The 20,052-nt window shown below is 35.4% G+C and carries 15 protein-coding genes; 10 read left to right on the top strand and 5 right to left on the bottom strand.

The annotated features are described in order from the left end of the window. Nucleotides 1-93: 93 nt before the first annotated feature. The 3 genes from WH267_RS21340 to gldJ all read right to left on the bottom strand — a co-directional run bounded on the left by WH267_RS21340 (nt 94) and on the right by gldJ (nt 3,711). Nucleotides 94-471: a helix-turn-helix domain-containing protein gene (locus WH267_RS21340; protein ID WP_340010845.1), complete on the bottom strand. Its 378-nt coding sequence runs from the start codon at nt 469-471 to the stop codon at nt 94-96. Nucleotides 472-694: 223 nt separating this feature from the next. After that, nucleotides 695-1,966: a UDP-N-acetylmuramoyl-tripeptide--D-alanyl-D-alanine ligase gene (locus WH267_RS21335; RefSeq protein WP_115971151.1), complete on the bottom strand. Its 1,272-nt coding sequence runs from the start codon at nt 1,964-1,966 to the stop codon at nt 695-697. 143 nt (nt 1,967-2,109) lie between these two features. Next, nucleotides 2,110-3,711 carry a gliding motility lipoprotein GldJ gene (gene gldJ, locus WH267_RS21330; RefSeq protein WP_115971150.1) on the bottom strand — a complete coding sequence of 534 codons (1,602 nt, stop codon included), beginning with the start codon at nt 3,709-3,711 and terminating at the stop codon, nt 2,110-2,112. Between the two features lie 165 nt (nt 3,712-3,876). Between gldJ and porU the strand changes: the two genes are divergently transcribed. The 4 genes from porU to WH267_RS21310 all read left to right on the top strand — a co-directional run bounded on the left by porU (nt 3,877) and on the right by WH267_RS21310 (nt 12,287). Beyond that, nucleotides 3,877-7,773 (top strand): type IX secretion system sortase PorU, encoded by a 3,897-nt coding sequence (gene porU, locus WH267_RS21325; protein WP_115971149.1) that lies wholly within the window; start codon nt 3,877-3,879, stop codon nt 7,771-7,773. A gap of 59 nt (nt 7,774-7,832) precedes the next feature. Then, nucleotides 7,833-8,981, top strand: a complete 1,149-nt coding sequence (porV, locus tag WH267_RS21320) for a type IX secretion system outer membrane channel protein PorV (RefSeq protein WP_115971148.1) — start codon at nt 7,833-7,835, stop codon at nt 8,979-8,981. A gap of 248 nt (nt 8,982-9,229) precedes the next feature. Further along, complete coding sequence (locus tag WH267_RS21315) at nt 9,230-11,485, top strand: FUSC family protein (RefSeq protein WP_340010842.1); 2,256 nt, start codon at nt 9,230-9,232, stop codon at nt 11,483-11,485. Nucleotides 11,486-11,558: 73 nt separating this feature from the next. Then, complete coding sequence (locus WH267_RS21310; protein ID WP_340010840.1) at nt 11,559-12,287, top strand: hypothetical protein; 729 nt, start codon at nt 11,559-11,561, stop codon at nt 12,285-12,287. Here the strand turns inward: WH267_RS21310 and WH267_RS21305 are convergent. After that, nucleotides 12,268-12,882: a 4'-phosphopantetheinyl transferase family protein gene (locus WH267_RS21305; RefSeq protein WP_115971145.1), complete on the bottom strand. Its 615-nt coding sequence runs from the start codon at nt 12,880-12,882 to the stop codon at nt 12,268-12,270. The genes WH267_RS21310 and WH267_RS21305 overlap by 20 nt on opposite strands. Before the next feature lie 173 nt (nt 12,883-13,055). Further along, nucleotides 13,056-13,571 carry a pyridoxamine 5'-phosphate oxidase family protein gene (locus WH267_RS21300; protein ID WP_340010839.1) on the bottom strand — a complete coding sequence of 172 codons (516 nt, stop codon included), beginning with the start codon at nt 13,569-13,571 and terminating at the stop codon, nt 13,056-13,058. Nucleotides 13,572-13,737: 166 nt separating this feature from the next. On the opposite strand from WH267_RS21300, the gene ahcY reads away from it, so the two are divergent. The 6 genes from ahcY (at nt 13,738) to yiaA (ending at nt 19,950) form a co-directional block, all read left to right on the top strand. Beyond that, the gene (gene ahcY / locus WH267_RS21295) at nt 13,738-15,051 is read left to right on the top strand and encodes an adenosylhomocysteinase (protein ID WP_115971143.1); all 1,314 of its coding nucleotides are present in this window, start codon (nt 13,738-13,740) and stop codon (nt 15,049-15,051) included. Nucleotides 15,052-15,134: 83 nt separating this feature from the next. Continuing rightward, entirely contained in the window at nt 15,135-16,283 is a 1,149-nt protein-coding gene (locus WH267_RS21290; RefSeq protein ID WP_340010837.1) for an acyltransferase family protein, read from the top strand. Between the two features lie 234 nt (nt 16,284-16,517). Next, a complete protein-coding gene (locus WH267_RS21285; RefSeq protein ID WP_340010836.1) occupies nt 16,518-17,324 on the top strand; it encodes a hypothetical protein in 807 nt (268 codons plus the stop codon). A 164-nt stretch (nt 17,325-17,488) separates the two neighbouring features. Next, nucleotides 17,489-18,271 carry a hypothetical protein gene (locus WH267_RS21280; protein ID WP_340010834.1) on the top strand — a complete coding sequence of 261 codons (783 nt, stop codon included), beginning with the start codon at nt 17,489-17,491 and terminating at the stop codon, nt 18,269-18,271. A gap of 289 nt (nt 18,272-18,560) precedes the next feature. Then, on the top strand, nt 18,561-19,394 hold the full coding sequence (locus WH267_RS21275) for a hypothetical protein (RefSeq protein ID WP_340010833.1): 834 nt from the start codon (nt 18,561-18,563) through the stop codon (nt 19,392-19,394). 163 nt (nt 19,395-19,557) lie between these two features. Beyond that, nucleotides 19,558-19,950 carry an inner membrane protein YiaA gene (gene yiaA, locus WH267_RS21270; RefSeq protein WP_115971139.1) on the top strand — a complete coding sequence of 131 codons (393 nt, stop codon included), beginning with the start codon at nt 19,558-19,560 and terminating at the stop codon, nt 19,948-19,950. Nucleotides 19,951-20,052: the final 102 nt, after the last annotated feature.

Genomic DNA, 20,052 nt, shown 5'->3' with positions numbered 1-20,052 from the left:
CTTTTCAGATAAGTATGATTATTAAAATGCCTTAGGTCTTGACCGATAATGCATATCTAAAAAAACTCCGTCTCAAAAAATGAGACGGAGTTTTTATTTTTCATATTTATTCAATCTTTCCTTCAACCTCTGATTTTCTTCTTTTAATAGGGATATATAATCCTGAAGATTTTTAATGATTGAGGTGTTTTCTTTATTAGTAAAATTAGTGACATTACCCCCCGCCGAAGAACCAGGACTGTCATTAAAAACAGGGTTTTCTACAATAACCCTTACCTCTTCCTCTTCATAAATTTCGTCCACAGGAACTTCCAGAAAACGGGCAATTTTTTCCCATTCCTCTTTATAAATTCTTACATCACCAGTTTCTTTTCTGCTATAGTTAGATACATCAGTTGCAATAATATTGGCAATTTGCTGCTGAGTAAATCCCTTCTTCTTTCTCAGTGTACGTAATTTTTCTTTTTGCATGACGTCTTTTTTACAAATTTGCAAAAAAAAATCCAATAAATATTTATTATCTTGAAGGAACATAGTATTGCCTTTACAAAACAGAATAAACGCCAACTTGTACAAAATGAGAATACTTTTTATTTTTGTGTTTTGGTAGAAGTAAAACAAACAAAAGATGAAGTTTTCCCAAGCACATTCAAAAATATTAAACTTATTGTAAAGGAATTCTGGGCTTTAAAGGCTAAATAAAATCAATTACCTTTTCCAGTGCTATTCCTCTTGATCCTTTCAACAGTATATTTTCTGACTGAATTTTATTTTGCTGTAAATATGCTGTCAGTTCAGCAGTATTTTCAAAAGCCAGGTCTGATGAATTCACTCCTTTAAAGTGTTTCCCTACTGTAATGATGGTATCAAAACCAAGAGTTCTGGCCAATTCCAAGATATTCTGATGCTCTTTTTCACTCTCTGTGCCCAATTCCAGCATATCACCGATGATAATGGTTTTACGGCCCTCAAACGTGATAAAGTTATTTAATGATGCAGTCATTGAACTTGGGTTGGCATTGTAAGTATCCAACACTAATGTTCTGTTCTCTTTTTTCACCACCTGCGAACGCATATTGGTTGGGGTATACTGTTCTACTGCATGCTTTATTTTTTCAAAGCTGATTCCAAAATGAAGGCCAAGACTTGCTGCAGCGCAAAGGTTGGTAAAGTTATACTCTCCGGTCAGTTTAGATACGGTTTTTTCTCCCTGATAAATCAGTCCTACAAAATGATCTTCTGTACACGGTTTAAAATCATAATCTGACCCTGCTTTTCCAAAAGTGATCTTAGGTGAATAGTTTTCTGTTTTTTCAACCTGAACAGGGTCATTTTCGTTAATGATAATTGTCTGATGATTTTCTTTAAGATAATCATAAAGCTCAGACTTCCCTTTAATTACACCTTCAAAACCGCCGAAACCTTCCAGGTGTGCTTTTCCAAAATTGGTAATATATCCGAAATCCGGCTGTGAAATGGTACAAAGGAATTCTATTTCCTTCTGATGATTAGCCCCCATTTCAATCACAGCCATTTCATGCTCCGGCTTAATGGAAAGAATCGTCAGTGGAACTCCGATATGATTATTGAGGTTTCCATACGTATACTGAACATTAAACCTCTCAGACAACACGGCATGGATCAGCTCTTTAGTGGTTGTTTTCCCATTACTGCCTGTAAGGCCTATAAAGGGAATATTCAGTTTACTTCTGTGGTAGATGGCCAATTGCTGCAGGAATTCGAGTGTAGACGGAACATAGAAGATATTTCTATCCTTATTTTCAAACTCAGGCTGTTCAACAATGGCAGCTAAGGCTCCGTCATCAATGGCTTTTTCCGCCAGGGTTGCTGCATTAAAATTATCACCGGAAAATGCGAAAAAAATGTCATTTCTGTCTATTTTTCGGCTATCAATCGTTACTTTACCGGCTTGTAAAAGCAAAGGATAAAACTGTTCTATATTCATGTGGAACTATATATATTTTCAAATAGAAATCGCTAAATCTGCATTAGTATTTCAGAATTTTTCAGTCAAGCAATTTCATGGTTCAAAAATAAAAAACCTTCCGAAAATCCGGAAGGTTTTTTAAAAGTATTTTTTGATAAATATTATCTTCTAGTTCTGTTCTTATCATTAGTTCTGGCATCCTGTGCAACACGGAAACCAATCCAACCATAAGCCCTGCCCTGATTTTTATATCTTCTTTGTCCCGGGTCCAGCCAGTACGCAGTATCTTGCCAAGAACCTCCTTTTACAACTCTAACATCGTTAGAAATTCCGGATGTTCTGTCTTTGGTATCTTTCTGCATCTTAACTCTACCGCTAGCATCTACAACAAAGCTTTTTTTAGGAGCATTGTACATATTAAATCCTGAAGCAGAATCTGAAGCTCTGTAATACTCTAAAGAAGATTGTCTGTCACCATCTCTATAGTTTCTGTAGTCAGCAATCGTTTCTCTTTCGAATTGTCCCGGAAGACCTTTGTAGACTAATCTACCATCCGCTAAAGTATCATACTTAATGGTACCTTCATCAACCATTTTGTAAGTTCCGTCTCCATTTTTTACGATAGCCTGAGGCATATTTCCTCTGTAGTAATTGAAGTCGTTGTAATCTTCATCAATGATCGGTCTGTAAACATCGGCAGTCCATTCTGCAACGTTACCATACATTCCATAGATTCCAAGGTCGTTAGACGGATATTGTCTTACGTCTGAAGTCTGTGCAGACCCATCGTTTTTCCATCCAGCGATACCAGAGTAATCTCCTTTACCCATTTTAAAGTTCTCAAGGAACATACCTCTTTCTCTTCCTTTGGTACCTCTTAATCTTTCGATTTCTGGTTTTTTACCAAGGTATTGGTTATATTCTCTGTTTTTTGCCATTCCTAAAGCTGCATATTCCCATTCAACTTCTGTAGGAAGTCTGAATTTTTGAACCATTGCACCATTAGGAGCTCTGTTTGCCGACAATAATCTTTGGTTGGTAGTTTTCATACCAGATTTTTGCTGCATTCTTTTTTCGTTGATATATCCTTGCATTTCCGGATCATTCGCTTTGAATTTATCCATGTTAAATGCTGTTCCTCCCTGGTTATTGGATTCGTTGATATACATATCTTTAGCAATAATACCTGCCTGCATCAAAGCTTTTTCGTTCGCTCTGTCTGTCAGCCATTCACAGTATCTGTTTGCCTGTGTCCAAGAAACTCCTACTACCGGATAATAATCGAATTCCGGAGAACGTAGATAGGTTTCATTATAATCGTTTCTAGATAATTTGTTGTCCCATAATAAGGTATCCGGTAAAGCACCGTTATAGATCTCCTTAAAGCTAGGGTCACTTGGTGGGAATACATACTTCAACCATGTAAGGTATTCGCGGTATTCGTAGTTAGTAATTTCTGTTTCTCCGATAAAGAATGAACTTACCTGCATTCTGCGCGGCGTGTTATTCCAATCGTGCATAACATCATCTTTCACTAATCCCATTGTAAAAGTTCCTCCTTCTACATATACCATTCCCGGCCAACCCTTCTGCTTCTGTTGCTTTCCTGCAAAAAACCAACCCTGTTTTTCGTTTGGCTTCCAACCCGTTTTACTGACAAATTTTTTGGTACCGCCACCTTTGCTGGTTCCTGATCCGCCACAGCTGGTTAATGCAAGTGTAGAACTTAATGCTATTAATGAAAACAACTTTAGTTTTTTCATAGTCGATATAAATATTTTCAAGAGTACAAAGAAAAAATAAATTATTCAATAAATCAAATAAAGATTTGATTTTTTTGAACAACGATAACAAATTAATTTTATTGTATTGCAATTTAATTCTAAAATTTTCATTTATTTTGTAATTTAGCAATTTCAATAATAAACATGAAACGAAAAATCACGCTTTTATCTTTAATCGCTTTTGCATCAACACTTTACGCCCAAAGAAACACCATAGAATGGAATGGTTCTAAAATTCAGGATTTTGGTGAGACAAAATTAAATCTTCCCAACTTTAAAAATGAAGGTTTTTCTTTCAGCCAAAATAATGTTTTTATAGTAACCAAGCAAAAAATCGGAGAAAAGGAGCTGAAAATTTCGGATCTTGTCTGGGATGGAGTTTCCAACCAGGATTTATATGAACTCAAAAAAGGAGTACTTCCTGATCATGACATTGCTGAAGTAACCTATTATACATTAGATGGAGAAAGATATGCAGGTATCAGTGTAGGTCTGTTTAAAAATATAAATGGGCAGGTTCAGAGATTATCTTCGTTTAATGTTTCAGAAGCTTCTACTCCTATCAATACTTTTGGAGGCACCAATAAAATAGGAACTACAGTCAATCCTCTTGCCAGCGGAAACTTTTATAAAATAAAGGTGGATAAATCCGGAATCTTCAAAATCACGGCACAGTTTTTAAGAGATAACGGAATTAATCCTGCTTCTGTAAATCCAAAAAATCTCAGAGTTTACGGAAACGGAGGAGTCATGCTGCCTGAATTCAATCAGGACCCGCGATATAATTCTTTACAGGAAAACGCTATTCAGGTAGCGGGTGAAGATGACGGAATATGGAATGACAATGATTATGCTTTATTCTATGCACAGGGCCCGAACGGTTACAATCTTTATGATACCAATAATGGGAAAGGCTTTAAGAGAAGAGAAACAAGATCCGATACAAGTAACAATCTCAAAAATATATATGATGACTCTGCCTATTATTATATCAACTTTGATAAAGGTGCAGGGAAAAGAGTCGCAACTATAGATGGGGATTTACCTGCTCAGATGATTACCCGTTACGATAGCTACCAGGTGATCAACAATGATCAGAAAAATTTATTGAAAGTAGGTAGAATATGGGTAGAAGATACTCCTTTCAGTACTGAAAAGGTTATTACTCTGACCACCAATTCGCCTATACAGCCTAATGATATCATAAAATACAGATCACAGGTAATAGGATACAGGTCACAGCTGAATTCCATTGATATTAAAATCAATGATCTGAACCTGTACCATAATTCCGTTCCTACTGATGACCCAACCTATCAGTACAATTATTATCCGATGAGATATAATGGTTTTATTACCAACCAAAGCGGAAATCAGATCACATTGAAATACAATCCGGATATTTCTAAAAACCCTAACGGAACATTCTACTTTGATTACCTGGAGGTACAGTATAAAGAGAATCTTGCATTCAACGGTTCTCAGATGAACTTCAGGGATTATTCTATAATAAGCGGAAGCAATACGGATTATGGTTTCAGTATTTCTAATGCGTCTTCTATAGAACAGGTATGGGATGTTACTGATATCACCAATGCCAACAGAAGAGTCAATAAGACAGGAACAGGGTTTTTCAATTTTGCATATAAAGCTTCCAGTACAGATTTCAATAATGAATTTGTAGCGTTCCGTGCTGATGCTGCTTTTACGCCTCAGTTTGTAGGAAGAATTGCCAATCAGAACCTCTCTGCGATCTCTAATATAGATTATTTGATCCTTACTGTACCTGAACTGATGGGACAGGCACAAAGACTGGCCAACTATCATCAGACAAAAAACAATTACAAAGTAGAAATTGTAGATGTAAATAAGGTCTATGAAGAATTTGGAAACGGAAGTAAGGATATTACCGCAGTAAGGGATTTCGTTACCAAATTAAATACCCCGCAAGGCAGACTTCAGTATGTATTCATTCTGGGAGATGCTTCTTATGACTACAAGAACAGAATATCTGGTAATAACAATATTGTTTCAGCGTATCAAAGCGAGCATTCCTCAGATTATGTACAGTCCTACGTTACGGATGACTATATTGTAATGACTCAGCCGCAGACTGCCACTAATATAGGATACAATTTGCCGAATCTGCCTGTAGGAAGAATTCCTGCTACCAATAATACGGAGGCAGCTAATATGATTGATAAAACTCTGGCATATTACAATGCCCTTCCGGGACAATCAAGTCCTTTTGGAGACTGGAGAATGAAACTGGATTTTGTGGTAGATGATAATGAAGAAGGTGGCAGCCCTTTCCATGATGTTATGAATAAAGCACTGGTCGATATATTTGAACAGCCGGGTGTACCGACTCTGAAAGAATATAATGTAAGAAAACTGTACCTGGATGCTTTTACCATGCAAAGTACTGCAGCAGGACCAAGATATCCACAGGTAAACCAGGCCATCTCCAACAGTATAGGAAACAGCTTATATTTATTCTATTTTGGACATGGAGGAGTCAACGGTTGGGCCCAGGAAAGGATATTAACCACTACAGAGGTGCAAAATTCCAATAACTTCACCAGCGTATACAGCAGATTCCCTTTGGTCTCTACCATAACCTGTGAGTTTACATTGTGGGACGAGCCTTCTACCAATTCTGCAGGAGAGCAGTTCATGAAGCTTAAGCAGGGAGGTCCTGCTACAATGGTCACTTCAAGCCGTGCCATAGATATTGGTTATGGGCGTACTTTCACCGATATTTTTACCAGAAATATTTTCAAATTGGCCAATGATGACTTCAATACGTTAGGGTATGCCCATTTAAACGCAAAAAAGGAAAAAGGAGTTAATGAGAACCATTTAAGAGTAAATTTACTGGGTGATCCGGCGATGAAACTTAGCAGACCTCAAAGATTACTTACCATTGACAATATTGAAACACCTGTCCCGGGATTGATCCGTGGACTTGATTTTGTTAAAATAAAAGGACACATCAATAACCCTAACGGAACTTTGAACAATACTTTCAACGGAAGGGTTTCTATAAATATTTTTGATAAAAGACTGAATAAGAAAACGCTGAACAATAATAACTGGTCTCACCCTATACTTAATTATACAGAAGAAGGAAGTGCTATTGTAAAAGCATCAGGAATTGCAGTAAACGGTGTGTTCACTGCAGAATTCTATGTTCCGAAAGACATCAATTATGCTGTTGGAGAAGGAAGAATAATGGGCTATGCAGACAATAAAGCAACCGATGTATTCAATAATCAGGCTGTACAGATTGGAGACATCAATCCTAACGGAATTAATGATAACCAGCCGCCAAAAGTAAAGCTGTATATGAACAATACCAACTTTGCTGATGGTGGAATTACTAACCAGAACCCAATGCTTCTGGCGTGTCTTACAGATGATACAGGAATTAATTCTGCAGGATCAGGGATAGGTCATGACATTACTGTATATTTAGACGGTCAGGTGATCAATACTGTTATTCTGAATGATTTTTATTCTCCGGGGGAAGGAAACGGATGCTTAAACCCGAGTCTTGCTGAGTATCAAAAAGGAAATGTAAGCTATCCTTTCAGGAATCTTCCGGTCGGACAACATCAATTAACATTTAAAGTTTGGGATATAAACAATAATTCGACAACTGCTACGTTAAATTTTGAGGTTAAGGATGAAGCTGACCAGCATCTGATAATCAACCGTCCGTTGAACTGGCCAAATCCATTCACCAATAAGACATATGTTCAGTTTGAACATAATTGTGATGATATACTGAATGTAAATGTGCAGATTTATACCATAACCGGAAGATTAGTAAGAACCTTATCTCAGGCAGTGGTTGCAGAACCATTCCTACAGGGATTCAGAACTCCCCGTCAGGCTATAGAATGGGATGGAAGAGATGATTTTGGGGCAACTGTTGCAAAAGGTACATATATTTTTAAGATATTTGCAAAAAGTCAAAACCAAGAAAAATGCAAAGGAAGTGCCACAGCTGTAGAAAAAATGGTACTTTTGAAATAATTATATAAAACATAGACAATAAAATTAATAAAAAACTGATAATATATAAAAGACAATATATGAATTTAACTACTAAACTGCTTTTAGGACTTGGGTTAAGTGCTGGTTTTCTGGGTTATTCACAAATAAACCCTGTACTTACCGGAGCTCCTTTCCTGAGAATTGCGCCAGATGCAAGATCGGGAGGTATGGGAGATCAAGGGGTAGCAACCTCTCCTGATGCATTTTCACAATTTTGGAATGCAGCTAAATATCCTTTCAGCAGAACAAGTTCTTCCATAGGTCTTACCTATACACCCTATATGGGAAAACTTACCAATGATGTATTCTTATTATATGGATCTTTCCATAAATTTCTTGGACAGGATGAAAGATCTACTATTTCCGCGAGTATCTATTACTTCAACATGGGGGAAGTAGACCTTACTCAGCTGGTAGGTAATGATGTTACTTCCAATGGGGTATCAAAACCTAATGAATTCTCCATTGATGTTGCTTATGGTCTTAAACTTTCTGACTCCTACTCCATGGCTGTTACAGGTAGATTTATCCGTTCAGACTTAGCCGGAGGATTCAATACAGATAATACCCTTAAAGCAGCAAACTCTTTTGCTGTAGATATTTCAGCATACTATACTTCCGAGAGATTCTCAAGTTTTGGAGGATATGACGGTAAATTAAATGCAGGTTTAGCCATCCAGAACCTTGGTCCGAAACTTGACTATACCGGAAATGAAGAATCAAGATCTTATCTTCCAACTATGGCAAGATTAGGGGTTGGATATGATATGTATATGGATGATATGAACAGAATCGGAATCTCCGTGGAAGGTTCAAAACTTTTGGTACCCGGATCTGAATACGTTGGATTAAATGCTTACAGAGAGCCTAGATACGAAATTCCGAATGTAGGTCCAATTGCCGGTATCGGAAAATCATTTAAAAATAAAAACAGTATCATGTACAGTGGTGCTTTAGAATATTCTTATGACAATGCTTTTTCTGTAAGAGGAGGTTACTTCCATGAAAGTGAAGAGCAGGGAGCAAGACAGTTTGCTACAGCAGGTATCGGATTAAAGTACCGTTCTTTCGGGCTTGATCTTTCTTATCTGATCAATATGTCTAAAATAAACACGGCATTGGATAACACACTCCGTTTCGGTCTTACCTGGAACATTGGTGAAGAAACATCCAACAACGAACGTTAACACATTTCAACAATTATAAAAAAGCCTCATCCATTTTGTATGAGGCTTTTTTATTTAATTAACCCCACCGCACCAGTCAATTTCTATACCTACCTATTCACTTGGTAAAACAAAAACTGACCATTGACAATACTCCTATCCCCACTCCTCACACTTTCTCCGGCTTTATTAAAAAAATATAACATTTAAGTTCACAAAAGTCTTCCTTTTATGGCTATTTTTTTAAATTCAATAGCTATTTTTGTAGTATGAACTATTCGGCGGAACTAAAAAAATTTGTGACCAGTCAGTATTTGTATTCTGCAATCAGAATTACATTAGCTACTGTTCTCCCTTGTTTGGTTCTCGCTCACTTTGGAATTTTAAAAGAATACTTTCTTTTCCCACTCGGGACCAGCTTTGTTGCCCTTACCGATCAACCCGGCCCTTTTATAAGAAGAAGAAATGCGCTGGCATTTGCCATTTGCTGTTTTGTCTTTGTGGCACTCATTGCTAGTCTGGTAATGAATTTTAAGATATTGGTATTATTGGAGATTATCGTCTTCGGGATGTTCTTCTCCCTCATCGGGGTCTATGGCCAGCGACTGGCAGCAGTGGGTTCACTATCACTCGTGGTACTTGCCATCTTTATTGACGGGCATCTTACAGGAGCGGATATCTTTAAAAGTCTCCTCATTTTTGCCTGTGGATGTATTTGGTTTTTACTGATATTCCTTGTGGTAACAACTATCCGTCCTTATAAATTGGCTAGCCAGATGATTGGAGAAAATTATCTTCAGCTGGCAGAATTTTTAAAGATCAAAGCTAATTATTATCAGAAGAATCCGGACTTTGACAAACTTACCACTCAGGTTATTGCCAAACAGATTGAAATTAAAAACCTTCAGGAAGATACCAGAGAAACTGTTTTTAAAACAAGAACCATCGTCAATGAATCTACGACGACCAGCCGCTTATTGATGCTGATGTTCCTGAATTCTATGGACCTTCATGAAAAGCTGATGACTTCTGAAAGCGATTATCAGAAGCTACAGCAGAGCTTTGAAGACAGCATGATCCTGGTTAATATCCATGATTATCTTAATCTGCTTGCTGAAGAGATCACCAATATCGGAATTGCCCTCCAAAGCGGAACAAGGGCAAAGCCTATGTTGAATCTTGAATTAGAATTAAAGAATCTCAACTATAATTACTTCGAACTTAGAAATAGGCAGCTATCACCTGATAGTCTGGAAAACTTCATGGTTCTGCGACAGATCCTGATGCGTATTAATGAAATTACCAAGGAGATCAATGAGATTTACAAAGTTTTCTCACAGGATGTAAAACTGGCAAAAAGTTTATCCACCGGGCTAGACTTAAAAAAGTTCATGCCTAATGAGCCCAAACTGAACTTTAAGGTTTTAAGGAATAATATTTCATTATCATCTTCCCAATTCCGCCATGCAATAAGAATTACAACAGCCTTGCTGGTGGGATATCTTTTCTCTATGTTTGATTTTCTTGGCTTGGGGCATACGTATTGGATATTAATTACCATTACAGCTATTTTAAAACCGGCCTACTCCATCACAAAGCAGCGAAACCTCCTGCGTCTCTACGGAACGGTGACCGGAGCCACAATAGCCTATATCATCCTGCATTTCATACACATCAATAGTGTTTTGTTTGCCATCCTGCTGATCAGCATGATTATGTGCTTCAGTTTCTTAAAGGGAAAGTATTTTTGGGCAGTCCTTTTCATGACGATCTATGTTTTTCTGAGTTTTAATTTTTTAAATCCCGGAAAAGTAAATATCATTTTTAAAGACAGAGTTGTAGATACAGCTATTGCCGGAATTATAGCATTTGCGGTTTCCTATATTGTGTTACCTGTTTGGGAACATACACAAAACCTGGATCTGATGAAAAAGTCTGCTGCAGACAATCTGATCTATTTTCAGAGTGTAATGTCTAAATTTTTGCAAGGGAACTTCGATATTGAAGACTATAAAGTAAAGCGAAAAAATGCCATCATTTCATTAGCCAATCTTTCTGATAATTTTCAGAGAATGATTTCGGACCCTAAAAATCAGCAGAAAAAGTTAGAAGTGGTTCACCAGTTTGTAGCGACCTCACATCTTGTCACCGCTTATACTGCTTCTTTATCTCAATACTCTAAAAGCAATGAGCAATATCCCGAAATAGATGCAGAAAGCTGGAGCCGAAAAATAGAGGCTGAAATGCAGCAAACCTCAACGTTATTAAATGGAGATGATATCACTGAAGCTCTTAGAATGGAAAGCCGCCTGGAACCTGAAGATTCATCCATTGAAGATATGCTTTTGAAGAGAAAGACCGAAATTGAGGAAAATGATATTATTGACCGAAGGGATCCCGATAAAATATCCCATTTAACGGAACTTAAAAACATTCATGATATTCTGGAACTGATCTACGATGTTGCCAAGGAGCAAAGAAAAGTGATAGAAAAGTATAAAGCTGAAAAAGTAGAGGAATCCTAATCTCTTATTTTGTTTCTTGTCCTACGGCAATTTAATTTTTGGCTGATTATAATATCTTAGTTAAAAATTAACCATGGAAAACCTTACTATTCCCATTTCATTACTGTTTGGAATCATCACTTTCGTGACTCTGTTGCTATTTTGTTGGGCAATAAAAAATTCTGCTTCAGCGATCATAAAATCCGGAACAGGAAAGATTTTTCTTATCCTTCTCTGTTGGCTAATCATTCAGGCAGCTTTATCTTTAAATGATGTCTATAATAGTCATTTAAATTCTCTTCCCCCAAAAATTGTACTGCTGGGTATCCTTCCTCCGGTTCTGGTAATATTATTTATGTTTAATACACCAAAAGGGAAACTCTTTATTGACAGCCTTTCTCTTTTACATATTACTTACCTTAATATAATAAGGATCTTTGTTGAGATAGCCTTGTATAAACTGTTCTTATACAAAATGGTACCGGAAATTATGACGTTTAAAGGAATCAACTTTGATATTCTGGCAGGTATTTCGGCTCCATTTATTGCTTACTATGGAATAAGAATGTCGAAAATAAGCAGAAACCTGATTTTGTACTGGCATATTATAGGGCTTGCATTGCTGCTCAATATAGTCATTATTGCTTTTCTTTCAGCTCCATCACCGTTACAGAGGATAGCCTTTGACCAGCCTAATATTGCTATATTGTATTTTCCTTTCAGCTGGTTACCTACTTTTATTGTTCCGGTAGTTCTTTTTGGACACCTGGTTTCAATACGGCAGCTACTCAGGCAGAAACAGCCTACTCCTCCACAATCGTAAAGCAGTAATCATCAAAAAATTCCACTCTTGCCTTAAATTCATCGGAAAACTGCTCGTCATACACACGGCAGCTTATCTTATGAAGATGCTTTAATTCAAAAGGTTTTACTTCATAATTTTTCTTCAGCGACCAATATTTGGAATGGTGAATCTTATACATGCTTTCCTTTACACTCCAGATGATCGTATAAAAAGTATCGGCTTTATCTTCAGGAATAAAACCTCTTTCATTTTCATAGGTGAATTTATCGATGACCCTTAAGATCTTAGGATTGAACTTTTCCACATCTATTCCTATTTTATTTTTAGAAATAGCTATGGCTGCAAATGGAAAAGAATGGGTAATGGAAATCTCAGCATCATAGGGAGAAAGAAAAGGTTCTCTTTCTCTGTATAGAATTTTGGAATTAGGTTTTAAACCTTTCAGAAGCTTACGAACCATCAATACCTCCAATAGTTTTTTAGGATGGTAATCCTTTACTTTTTCAGCATTCTCCGGTTCCAGAAGTTCATTGATGTCAAGTTCTTCACTTTCATCATACTTCCAAACAAGGATTATGGCACTATCATCTGAAAAATCTCGGTAAAGGGGCATTCTTTTTTTATTGGACAAAAATAAGGAAAAAGTTGGAAGATGGGAGCTGGAAGATGGAAGTTTCTATTTGGCGATAAAACAAATACTCATGCAGAAGACCTATTAAAAAGCAGCTCTACTCCTAGTTTAACAAGTATAACCTCCTGCTTCCCTCTTCCAGCATCCCTTCCAATTTATTTAGCCTGATGATTCACATCATTCCTGTGCTCAATAATTTCTAGATTTGGATCTACAAAATAAGCACTTCCGAATCCGTTCACGTAAGAACCTTTTGCAGGCTGCAAAGCAATTAAAATAAAGTCACCCATTTCAGAAATAACATCCACTACTTTTCCGTGAGTTTCTTTTAATTTTGTTACTACATGAGTCCATTTTTCTGAGTCTCTTTCAATCTGGGAAGTGGCTGCTTCTATTGTTAAGCGCTCTCTTGCATAAATCTGTTTGGTAGCAGACTCATCTTCAATAAACATGATTGAAGTTTTTCTTCCTTCCGAAAGATTTTTAGTATGTCTTGCCATAAATGAAACCAGGATATAAAATGTATTGTCTACCTGCACAAACGGTGCATAGCTGGAATTAGGATTTCCTTCAGCATCTACAGTAGCCAGAATTACACTTTTGGATCTGTCAATAAGTTCCTGTACCTTGGGAGCTACAGGTTTTGTTTTTTTCTCTGTATGGGTATTCATAAGATATAATTTATAAGGGTAAAAATAATTATTTATATTAAGACTAAATAATATTAAGTTATGTTTAATCTCATGAAACTGAAATTGATCTGTTGTTTTTTTATCTTAATTATAAATTGTAATTTTGCCTTTCGTTATCAACTGAATTTAAATTTATTCATTACATATGAGTACAACAACACAATACGTTCCTTATAAAGTTAAGGATATCTCCCTTGCAGAATGGGGAAGAAAAGAAATTACCCTTGCAGAAGCAGAAATGCCAGGTTTGATGGCTATCCGTGAAGAGTACGGACCATCTCAACCGCTTAAAGGAGCAAGAATCGCAGGATGTCTTCACATGACGATCCAAACGGCTGTGCTTATCGAGACATTGGTAGCTTTAGGAGCTGAAGTTACCTGGTCATCTTGTAATATTTTCTCTACACAGGATCACGCTGCTGCGGCTATTGCAGCTGCAGGAATTCCGGTTTATGCCTGGAAAGGTTTAAATGAAGAAGAATTTGACTGGTGTATTGAGCAGACTTTATTCTTTGGGGAAGACAGAAAACCACTGAACATGATCCTTGACGATGGTGGAGATTTAACAAACATGGTGTTTGATAAATACCCTGAATTCACAAAAGATATCAAAGGTCTTTCTGAAGAAACTACTACCGGAGTTCACAGACTTTACGAAAGAATGAAGAACGGAACTTTGGTAATGCCTGCTATCAACGTAAACGACTCTGTAACTAAGTCTAAATTCGACAACAAATACGGATGTAAGGAATCTGCAGTAGATGCTGTAAGAAGAGCTACTGACGTAATGTTGGCTGGAAAAAGAGTGGTAGTTTGCGGATATGGAGACGTAGGTAAAGGTACTGCTGCTTCTTTCAGAGGAGCTGGTTCTATTGTTACTGTTACTGAAATTGACCCAATCTGTGCGCTTCAGGCTGCTATGGACGGTTATGAAGTGAAAAGATTAGATACTGTGGTAGATAACGCAGATATCATCATCACTACAACAGGTAACTTCAACATCGTAAGAGGAGAACACTTCCTTAAGATGAAAGATAAAGCGATTGTTTGTAACATCGGTCACTTCGATAATGAAATCGATATGGCTTGGTTAAACCAAAACTATGGTCAGACTAAATCTGAAGTGAAGCCTCAGGTTGATATCTACACTATTGAAGGTAAAGAAGTAATCATCCTTGCAGAAGGAAGACTGGTAAACCTAGGATGCGCAACTGGACACCCAAGTTTCGTAATGTCTAACTCTTTCTCTAACCAGACTTTGGCTCAGATCGAATTATGGAACAACTCTGCAGCGTACGGAAACGAAGTATACATGCTGCCTAAGCATTTAGATGAAAAAGTAGCAGCTCTACACCTTAAGAAATTAAGCGTAGAACTTGAAACGCTTTCTCCTGAGCAGGCTGAGTATATCGGAGTTGATGTAAAAGGGCCATTCAAGCCTGAATACTACAGATACTAAGAACTTTAATTTTTATAAAAAATTCCTTTGCATGTCATTGTAAAGGAATTTTTTATACATTATATTTATCGAAAATTTAATTAATGAGCATAGATAGCTACCTCTTTATATTAATTTGTTACTCATCGATATTTATTTCTGGATTTTTTATTTCCAGGATTGTCAATTTTAAGACTGCAACCAATCGTTTTGAAAGTATTGATGGTTTTAGAGGGCTTCTAGCAACTGGGGTTTTTATTCACCATTCTATAATTTGGAAAAATTATCTCAGCTCTAATACATGGGAATTACCTAAAAATCATCTTGCTGTACATCTTGGTGAAAGTTCTGTAGCATTTTTCTTCATGATTACCAGTTTTTTATTCACTAATAAACTTTTAAAATCAGGAAATCAGAATTTGACTTTTTGGAGAAACTTATTGTATTCAAGGATTTTCAGACTGTTCCCTTTATATTTTTTTGTGGTCACTATTTGTATATTTTTCGCATTAGCTATAGATCATTTTATTTTTAACTCAACTCTATATGTTTTTTTAGCACAATGCTTAAAGTGGTATATGTTCAATATTAAAGGGAAAGTAATTATTGGACAAACTTACAATATTGATTTTATGCTGGCTGGTGTGGTCTGGTCATTACCATATGAATGGTTATTCTATTTTACCCTTCCAATTATTGGAGCTTTTATGTTGAAGAATAAAAATGTTATCTCTATAATTGTATCGATGCTATTTATTTTAGTATATATAAATCATAATACAATTAGCCTAACCCATGTTATTTCATTCTTAGGAGGTATGATTCCAGCAATAATTCATTACTTTCATCCTAATATAAAAGTAAGCAATAAACTATATACACTTTTAGCAATTTTGTGTTTAATTATAGGTCTGTCTTTCGATTCGAGTAGCCGTAATTATTTTTCTAAAACATTTCTAATCATAGCATTTACTATTATTGCTTTAGGTAATAATTTATTTGGTTTTTTAAAAATCAATTTTTTAAAATTTTTAGGGGAGATTTCATATAGCACTTATCTAATTCATGGGATTTTATTATTCACAACTTTTTATTGTATTGGTTTTGATACTGTAAAAATTATGAATGGAAACACCTATATGTTTTTGATTTTTATCATTGCAATTTTTCTAAATATAATTTGCTCATTTACATTTTATTTAATTGAGAAGCCATTTATAAATTTATACTATAAAATAATAAGTAAGAAGTAAGTATAACGTTCCAAAAAAGATAGTTTTTATTTAAAATATAACCACAAATACATAAGTCTTTAAGGATTAGAAAAACAATATCGGAGTAGATGTAAAAGGGGCCATTCAAGCCTGAATACTACGGATACTAAAATGCAAAAGAATATGATAAAACCCCACTAATCTGAAATAGTAGGATTTTTTGCTTCCCAACCTGTAAGGTATTCTTTACTTTTGCAGAAAATTTAAAATAGCATGAAAAACTACTTATTTCTTGGGATAATAAGTACAGCTGTATTCTTTAACAGCTGCAGCAGTAATGATGATAATGAAGGAACTGATATCCCTTCCGAACAACCTCAGCTATTGCTAAGTAAAGTCACGACCATTTATTATGATAATCCTTCCAAGCCTGAAACAACTGTTTCAACTTTGAGTTATAACAATCAGAAACAATTAATCAAGACTGTTTCAGAAGGCAGAACTTTGACTGTCGAATATAATACTACCGGAAAGCCTTCAAAAACGAATTATTATAATTCAGATGGCACATTAGATTATTATTCAACCTATACTTACAGTGGTGACCAGCTCACAAACATTAAAGCAATCTACGCTAACTCTGATGACAACAGAACGGTTACCTATAATTATAATACCAACGGACAGATGATCTCATCCACCCTCTGTCAGAATCCGGAATGTTCCAGCCCTGCAACTGATACATATGTTTATAATGGAAATAATATTTCATCTGAAACCTCAACATGGGGTGGATTTATGACTTACAGCAATAAAAAGGATTTTTCTTATGATGATAAGCTCAATCCTTACACCAATATCAATAAGTATCTTAAAATTATGATGGGGAGCGCATACAATTTAAGTAAAAATAATTACCTCATAGAGAAGATAAGCTATAAAGATAACGGGGTATGGCTGCAAAACCAGACTATAACTTACACCATACAATATAACAGCTCCGGCCTACCGGTTCAGGTTGTTGGAAAAGAAGCCAATGGAAATAATTATGTACAATATAGTTACGAGTATATTAATTAATAACAAACAAGCTTTCCAGTATTGGAGAGCTTTTGTTTTATAATCCTTTATATGCTGGACTTCTGTGATAAAAATATGATTTAGTCCCAGTATTTTGAAATAATAAAACCTTTTATCTTAAAACCTCATTGTATTTTCTATTTTTGCCAAAAATTTAAAATTAGATGAAAAAACACTTATTTCTGGGGATGATGGGTGCTGCTATATTCTTTAACAGCTGCAGTAGTAATGATGAAAATGAACCTACAGAAAAGAAATTATTACTAAGCAAAGTAACCACAACTTATTTTTATAAAGATACTAAAACCCAAATCTATATAGATAAATATGAATACAACGCCCAAGGGGAGCTTATAAAAATATCAAATGACTATGGATTTACCACTATTGAATATGATAAAGACAAACCAATAAAACTAAATTATCATGTTGATGACCAACATAAAGAAAACTATGATTCAGAGGTTTATTATAATGGGAATCAGATCAACAAAATAGAACAACATTATCCATTTATTACAGATAAATACATCACTTTAAAGTATACTTATAATACTAATGGTCAGATAGCCTCCAGTAGCAGCTGCTGGTCTCCGGATTGTTCCGAATCCAACACTACATTTTATACTTATTCAGGAAATAATATTTCTGTAAAAAAACTCTCATCTACAAAATTTGAGTATTTTTATGATAATAAATTAAGTCCTTATACCTACATGAACAAGTATATAAAAATTTGGTTAGAAAGATTTGATTTAAATCATATAAATAACAACAACAATTATATAGCTCGTAAATCTACCATTAGTGGTGAAGTATCAGACTTTGTTAATACTCTTACTTATACCTATGAATATAACAGCTCAGGATTACCAGTTAAAGGCACAGGAAAAGATAGTGATCAATTCACTTTTGTTCAATACAATTACGAATATATTACCTTATAAAAACTCTCCAATTTTTGGGGAGCTTTTCTTCTTCAGTAGCTGATTCCTGCTATACGCTTATACTCCTCACTCCAAAGCTGGCTCACCTCAAGCCTTACAACTTCCTGATATATGTTCCTAGGTAACCACTGCTATCGGGGCTAGAATAATAATTGTAAAAGAAAATTATGACTGAATACAATAAACTATAGAAGCAAAAACATGATTTAATCCCACTATTTTGAAATAATGGGATTTTTTATTACCTACCCTTAGAACATTTTCTATTTTTGAGTGCAAAAAATATACTATGAAAACTTACTTATTTCTGGGGGCTTTAAGCTCAGTCTTATTCTTTAGCAGCTGCAGCGGTGATGATGATCATGATACATCCAATAATCCTGAGTCTCAAATATTCTTAAGTAAAGTCACAACTGTTAATTACACTAATCCTTCTAACCCTAATACAAGTGTAGTAACATTTGATTATAACAGCAAAAAACAATTAAGCAAAGTTTCATCACAAGGCAGAGTAACAAGCTTTGAATATGATGCTACCGGAAAACTTTCAAAAACAAATTACTATAATACGGATGGAACAATTGCTTATTATACAACCTGGACTTATAATGAAAATCAGCTAACTACAATTAAATCAATCTATCCAGATTCTAATAATAACACAACAAAGGTTTACACCTATAACAACGATAAAGTCACTGGTACTTCTCTTTGTTTTTCATTAAATTGTACTATTCCATCTACTTCATCATATACTTACAGCGGTGATAATGTTTCAACAGAAATTTCATTCAGTGATAATATAGGTGGTCCATCTACTTTTAAAAGAGAGTTTTCCTATGATAACAAGATAAATCCTTATTCTCTGACCAATACATACTTTAGAACTTATTTAGCCAGCACAGAATTTTTAAGTCAAAATAATTATACATCAGAAAAAATAAGCCGTAAGGATAGTGCAGGAAATTGGATCCAGATTCAAAACATGACGTATGAAATTCAATATAATAGCTCTCAATTACCTTCTAAGGTCATAGGAAAAGAGGCTAATGGTAAGACCTTGATAGAGTATAATTACGAATATATTACCTTACAAAAACAATATACAACCTTTCCAGGTTAGGAACGTTTTGCTTTTTTAAAGCAGATTTCCAACTTACATATAATAAGATGGAAGATGAAGATCAGAGGTTTATCAATCCGTATTTTGCCCATATTTTCTCATGATTACAACAATGTTAACAAAAAATGAATATATTTAGCTTTTTAAACAAAACATTAAATTCATGAAAAAACAAAGAGTATCAAATGCATTTATTGCAGCCTCATGGGTCGCATTGGGAGCAGGAATGATTGGGTATATTGTAGGACTTGTAAGGGCAGAGATGCTGCTGAATGAGAAAGGTTACTATTTTACGATCTTATTATATGGTTTATTTGCTGTTGTTTCCTTACAGAAAGCTGTTCGTGATAAATTGGAAAATATCCCGGTAACGGATATTTACTATGGAATCTGTTGGTTTGCTACCTTGTCCTCCATCGTATTACTCGCCGTTGGACTTTGGAACGCCACCATCCTTCCAAGTGAGAAAGGATTTTATGCCTTTGCTTTCCTGCTGGCACTTTTTGGTGCTATTGCTGTCCAGAAGAATACAAGAGATAATATGCTTCAGGAATAATACAGAAACTCTCCCTATGCTGGAGAGTTTTTTATTTTGCAGATTTCTAATCATATCATTTATAAAAACGCCAAATATACTTTCGAATAGTTAATAAAATAA

Source organism: Chryseobacterium sp. MYb328, assembly GCF_037572595.1.
Lineage (GTDB): Bacteria > Bacteroidota > Bacteroidia > Flavobacteriales > Weeksellaceae > Chryseobacterium > Chryseobacterium pennae.
Note: the sequence above shows the minus strand (reverse complement) of the source record. Positions and strands in the feature narration are given on the sequence as shown.

Excerpts from the sequence above, each read along its gene's own strand:
- WH267_RS21340 (WP_340010845.1), bottom strand. The coding sequence starts at position 471 with ATGCAAAAAGAAAAATTACGTACACTGAGAAAGAAGAAGGGATTTACT.
- WH267_RS21335 (WP_115971151.1), bottom strand. The coding sequence starts at position 1,966 with ATGAATATAGAACAGTTTTATCCTTTGCTTTTACAAGCCGGTAAAGTA.
- gldJ (WP_115971150.1), bottom strand. The coding sequence starts at position 3,711 with ATGAAAAAACTAAAGTTGTTTTCATTAATAGCATTAAGTTCTACACTT.
- porU (WP_115971149.1), top strand. The coding sequence starts at position 3,877 with ATGAAACGAAAAATCACGCTTTTATCTTTAATCGCTTTTGCATCAACA.
- porV (WP_115971148.1), top strand. The coding sequence starts at position 7,833 with ATGAATTTAACTACTAAACTGCTTTTAGGACTTGGGTTAAGTGCTGGT.
- WH267_RS21315 (WP_340010842.1), top strand. The coding sequence starts at position 9,230 with ATGAACTATTCGGCGGAACTAAAAAAATTTGTGACCAGTCAGTATTTG.
- WH267_RS21310 (WP_340010840.1), top strand. The coding sequence starts at position 11,559 with ATGGAAAACCTTACTATTCCCATTTCATTACTGTTTGGAATCATCACT.
- WH267_RS21305 (WP_115971145.1), bottom strand. The coding sequence starts at position 12,882 with ATGCCCCTTTACCGAGATTTTTCAGATGATAGTGCCATAATCCTTGTT.
- WH267_RS21300 (WP_340010839.1), bottom strand. The coding sequence starts at position 13,571 with ATGAATACCCATACAGAGAAAAAAACAAAACCTGTAGCTCCCAAGGTA.
- ahcY (WP_115971143.1), top strand. The coding sequence starts at position 13,738 with ATGAGTACAACAACACAATACGTTCCTTATAAAGTTAAGGATATCTCC.
- WH267_RS21290 (WP_340010837.1), top strand. The coding sequence starts at position 15,135 with ATGAGCATAGATAGCTACCTCTTTATATTAATTTGTTACTCATCGATA.
- WH267_RS21285 (WP_340010836.1), top strand. The coding sequence starts at position 16,518 with ATGAAAAACTACTTATTTCTTGGGATAATAAGTACAGCTGTATTCTTT.
- WH267_RS21280 (WP_340010834.1), top strand. The coding sequence starts at position 17,489 with ATGAAAAAACACTTATTTCTGGGGATGATGGGTGCTGCTATATTCTTT.
- WH267_RS21275 (WP_340010833.1), top strand. The coding sequence starts at position 18,561 with ATGAAAACTTACTTATTTCTGGGGGCTTTAAGCTCAGTCTTATTCTTT.
- yiaA (WP_115971139.1), top strand. The coding sequence starts at position 19,558 with ATGAAAAAACAAAGAGTATCAAATGCATTTATTGCAGCCTCATGGGTC.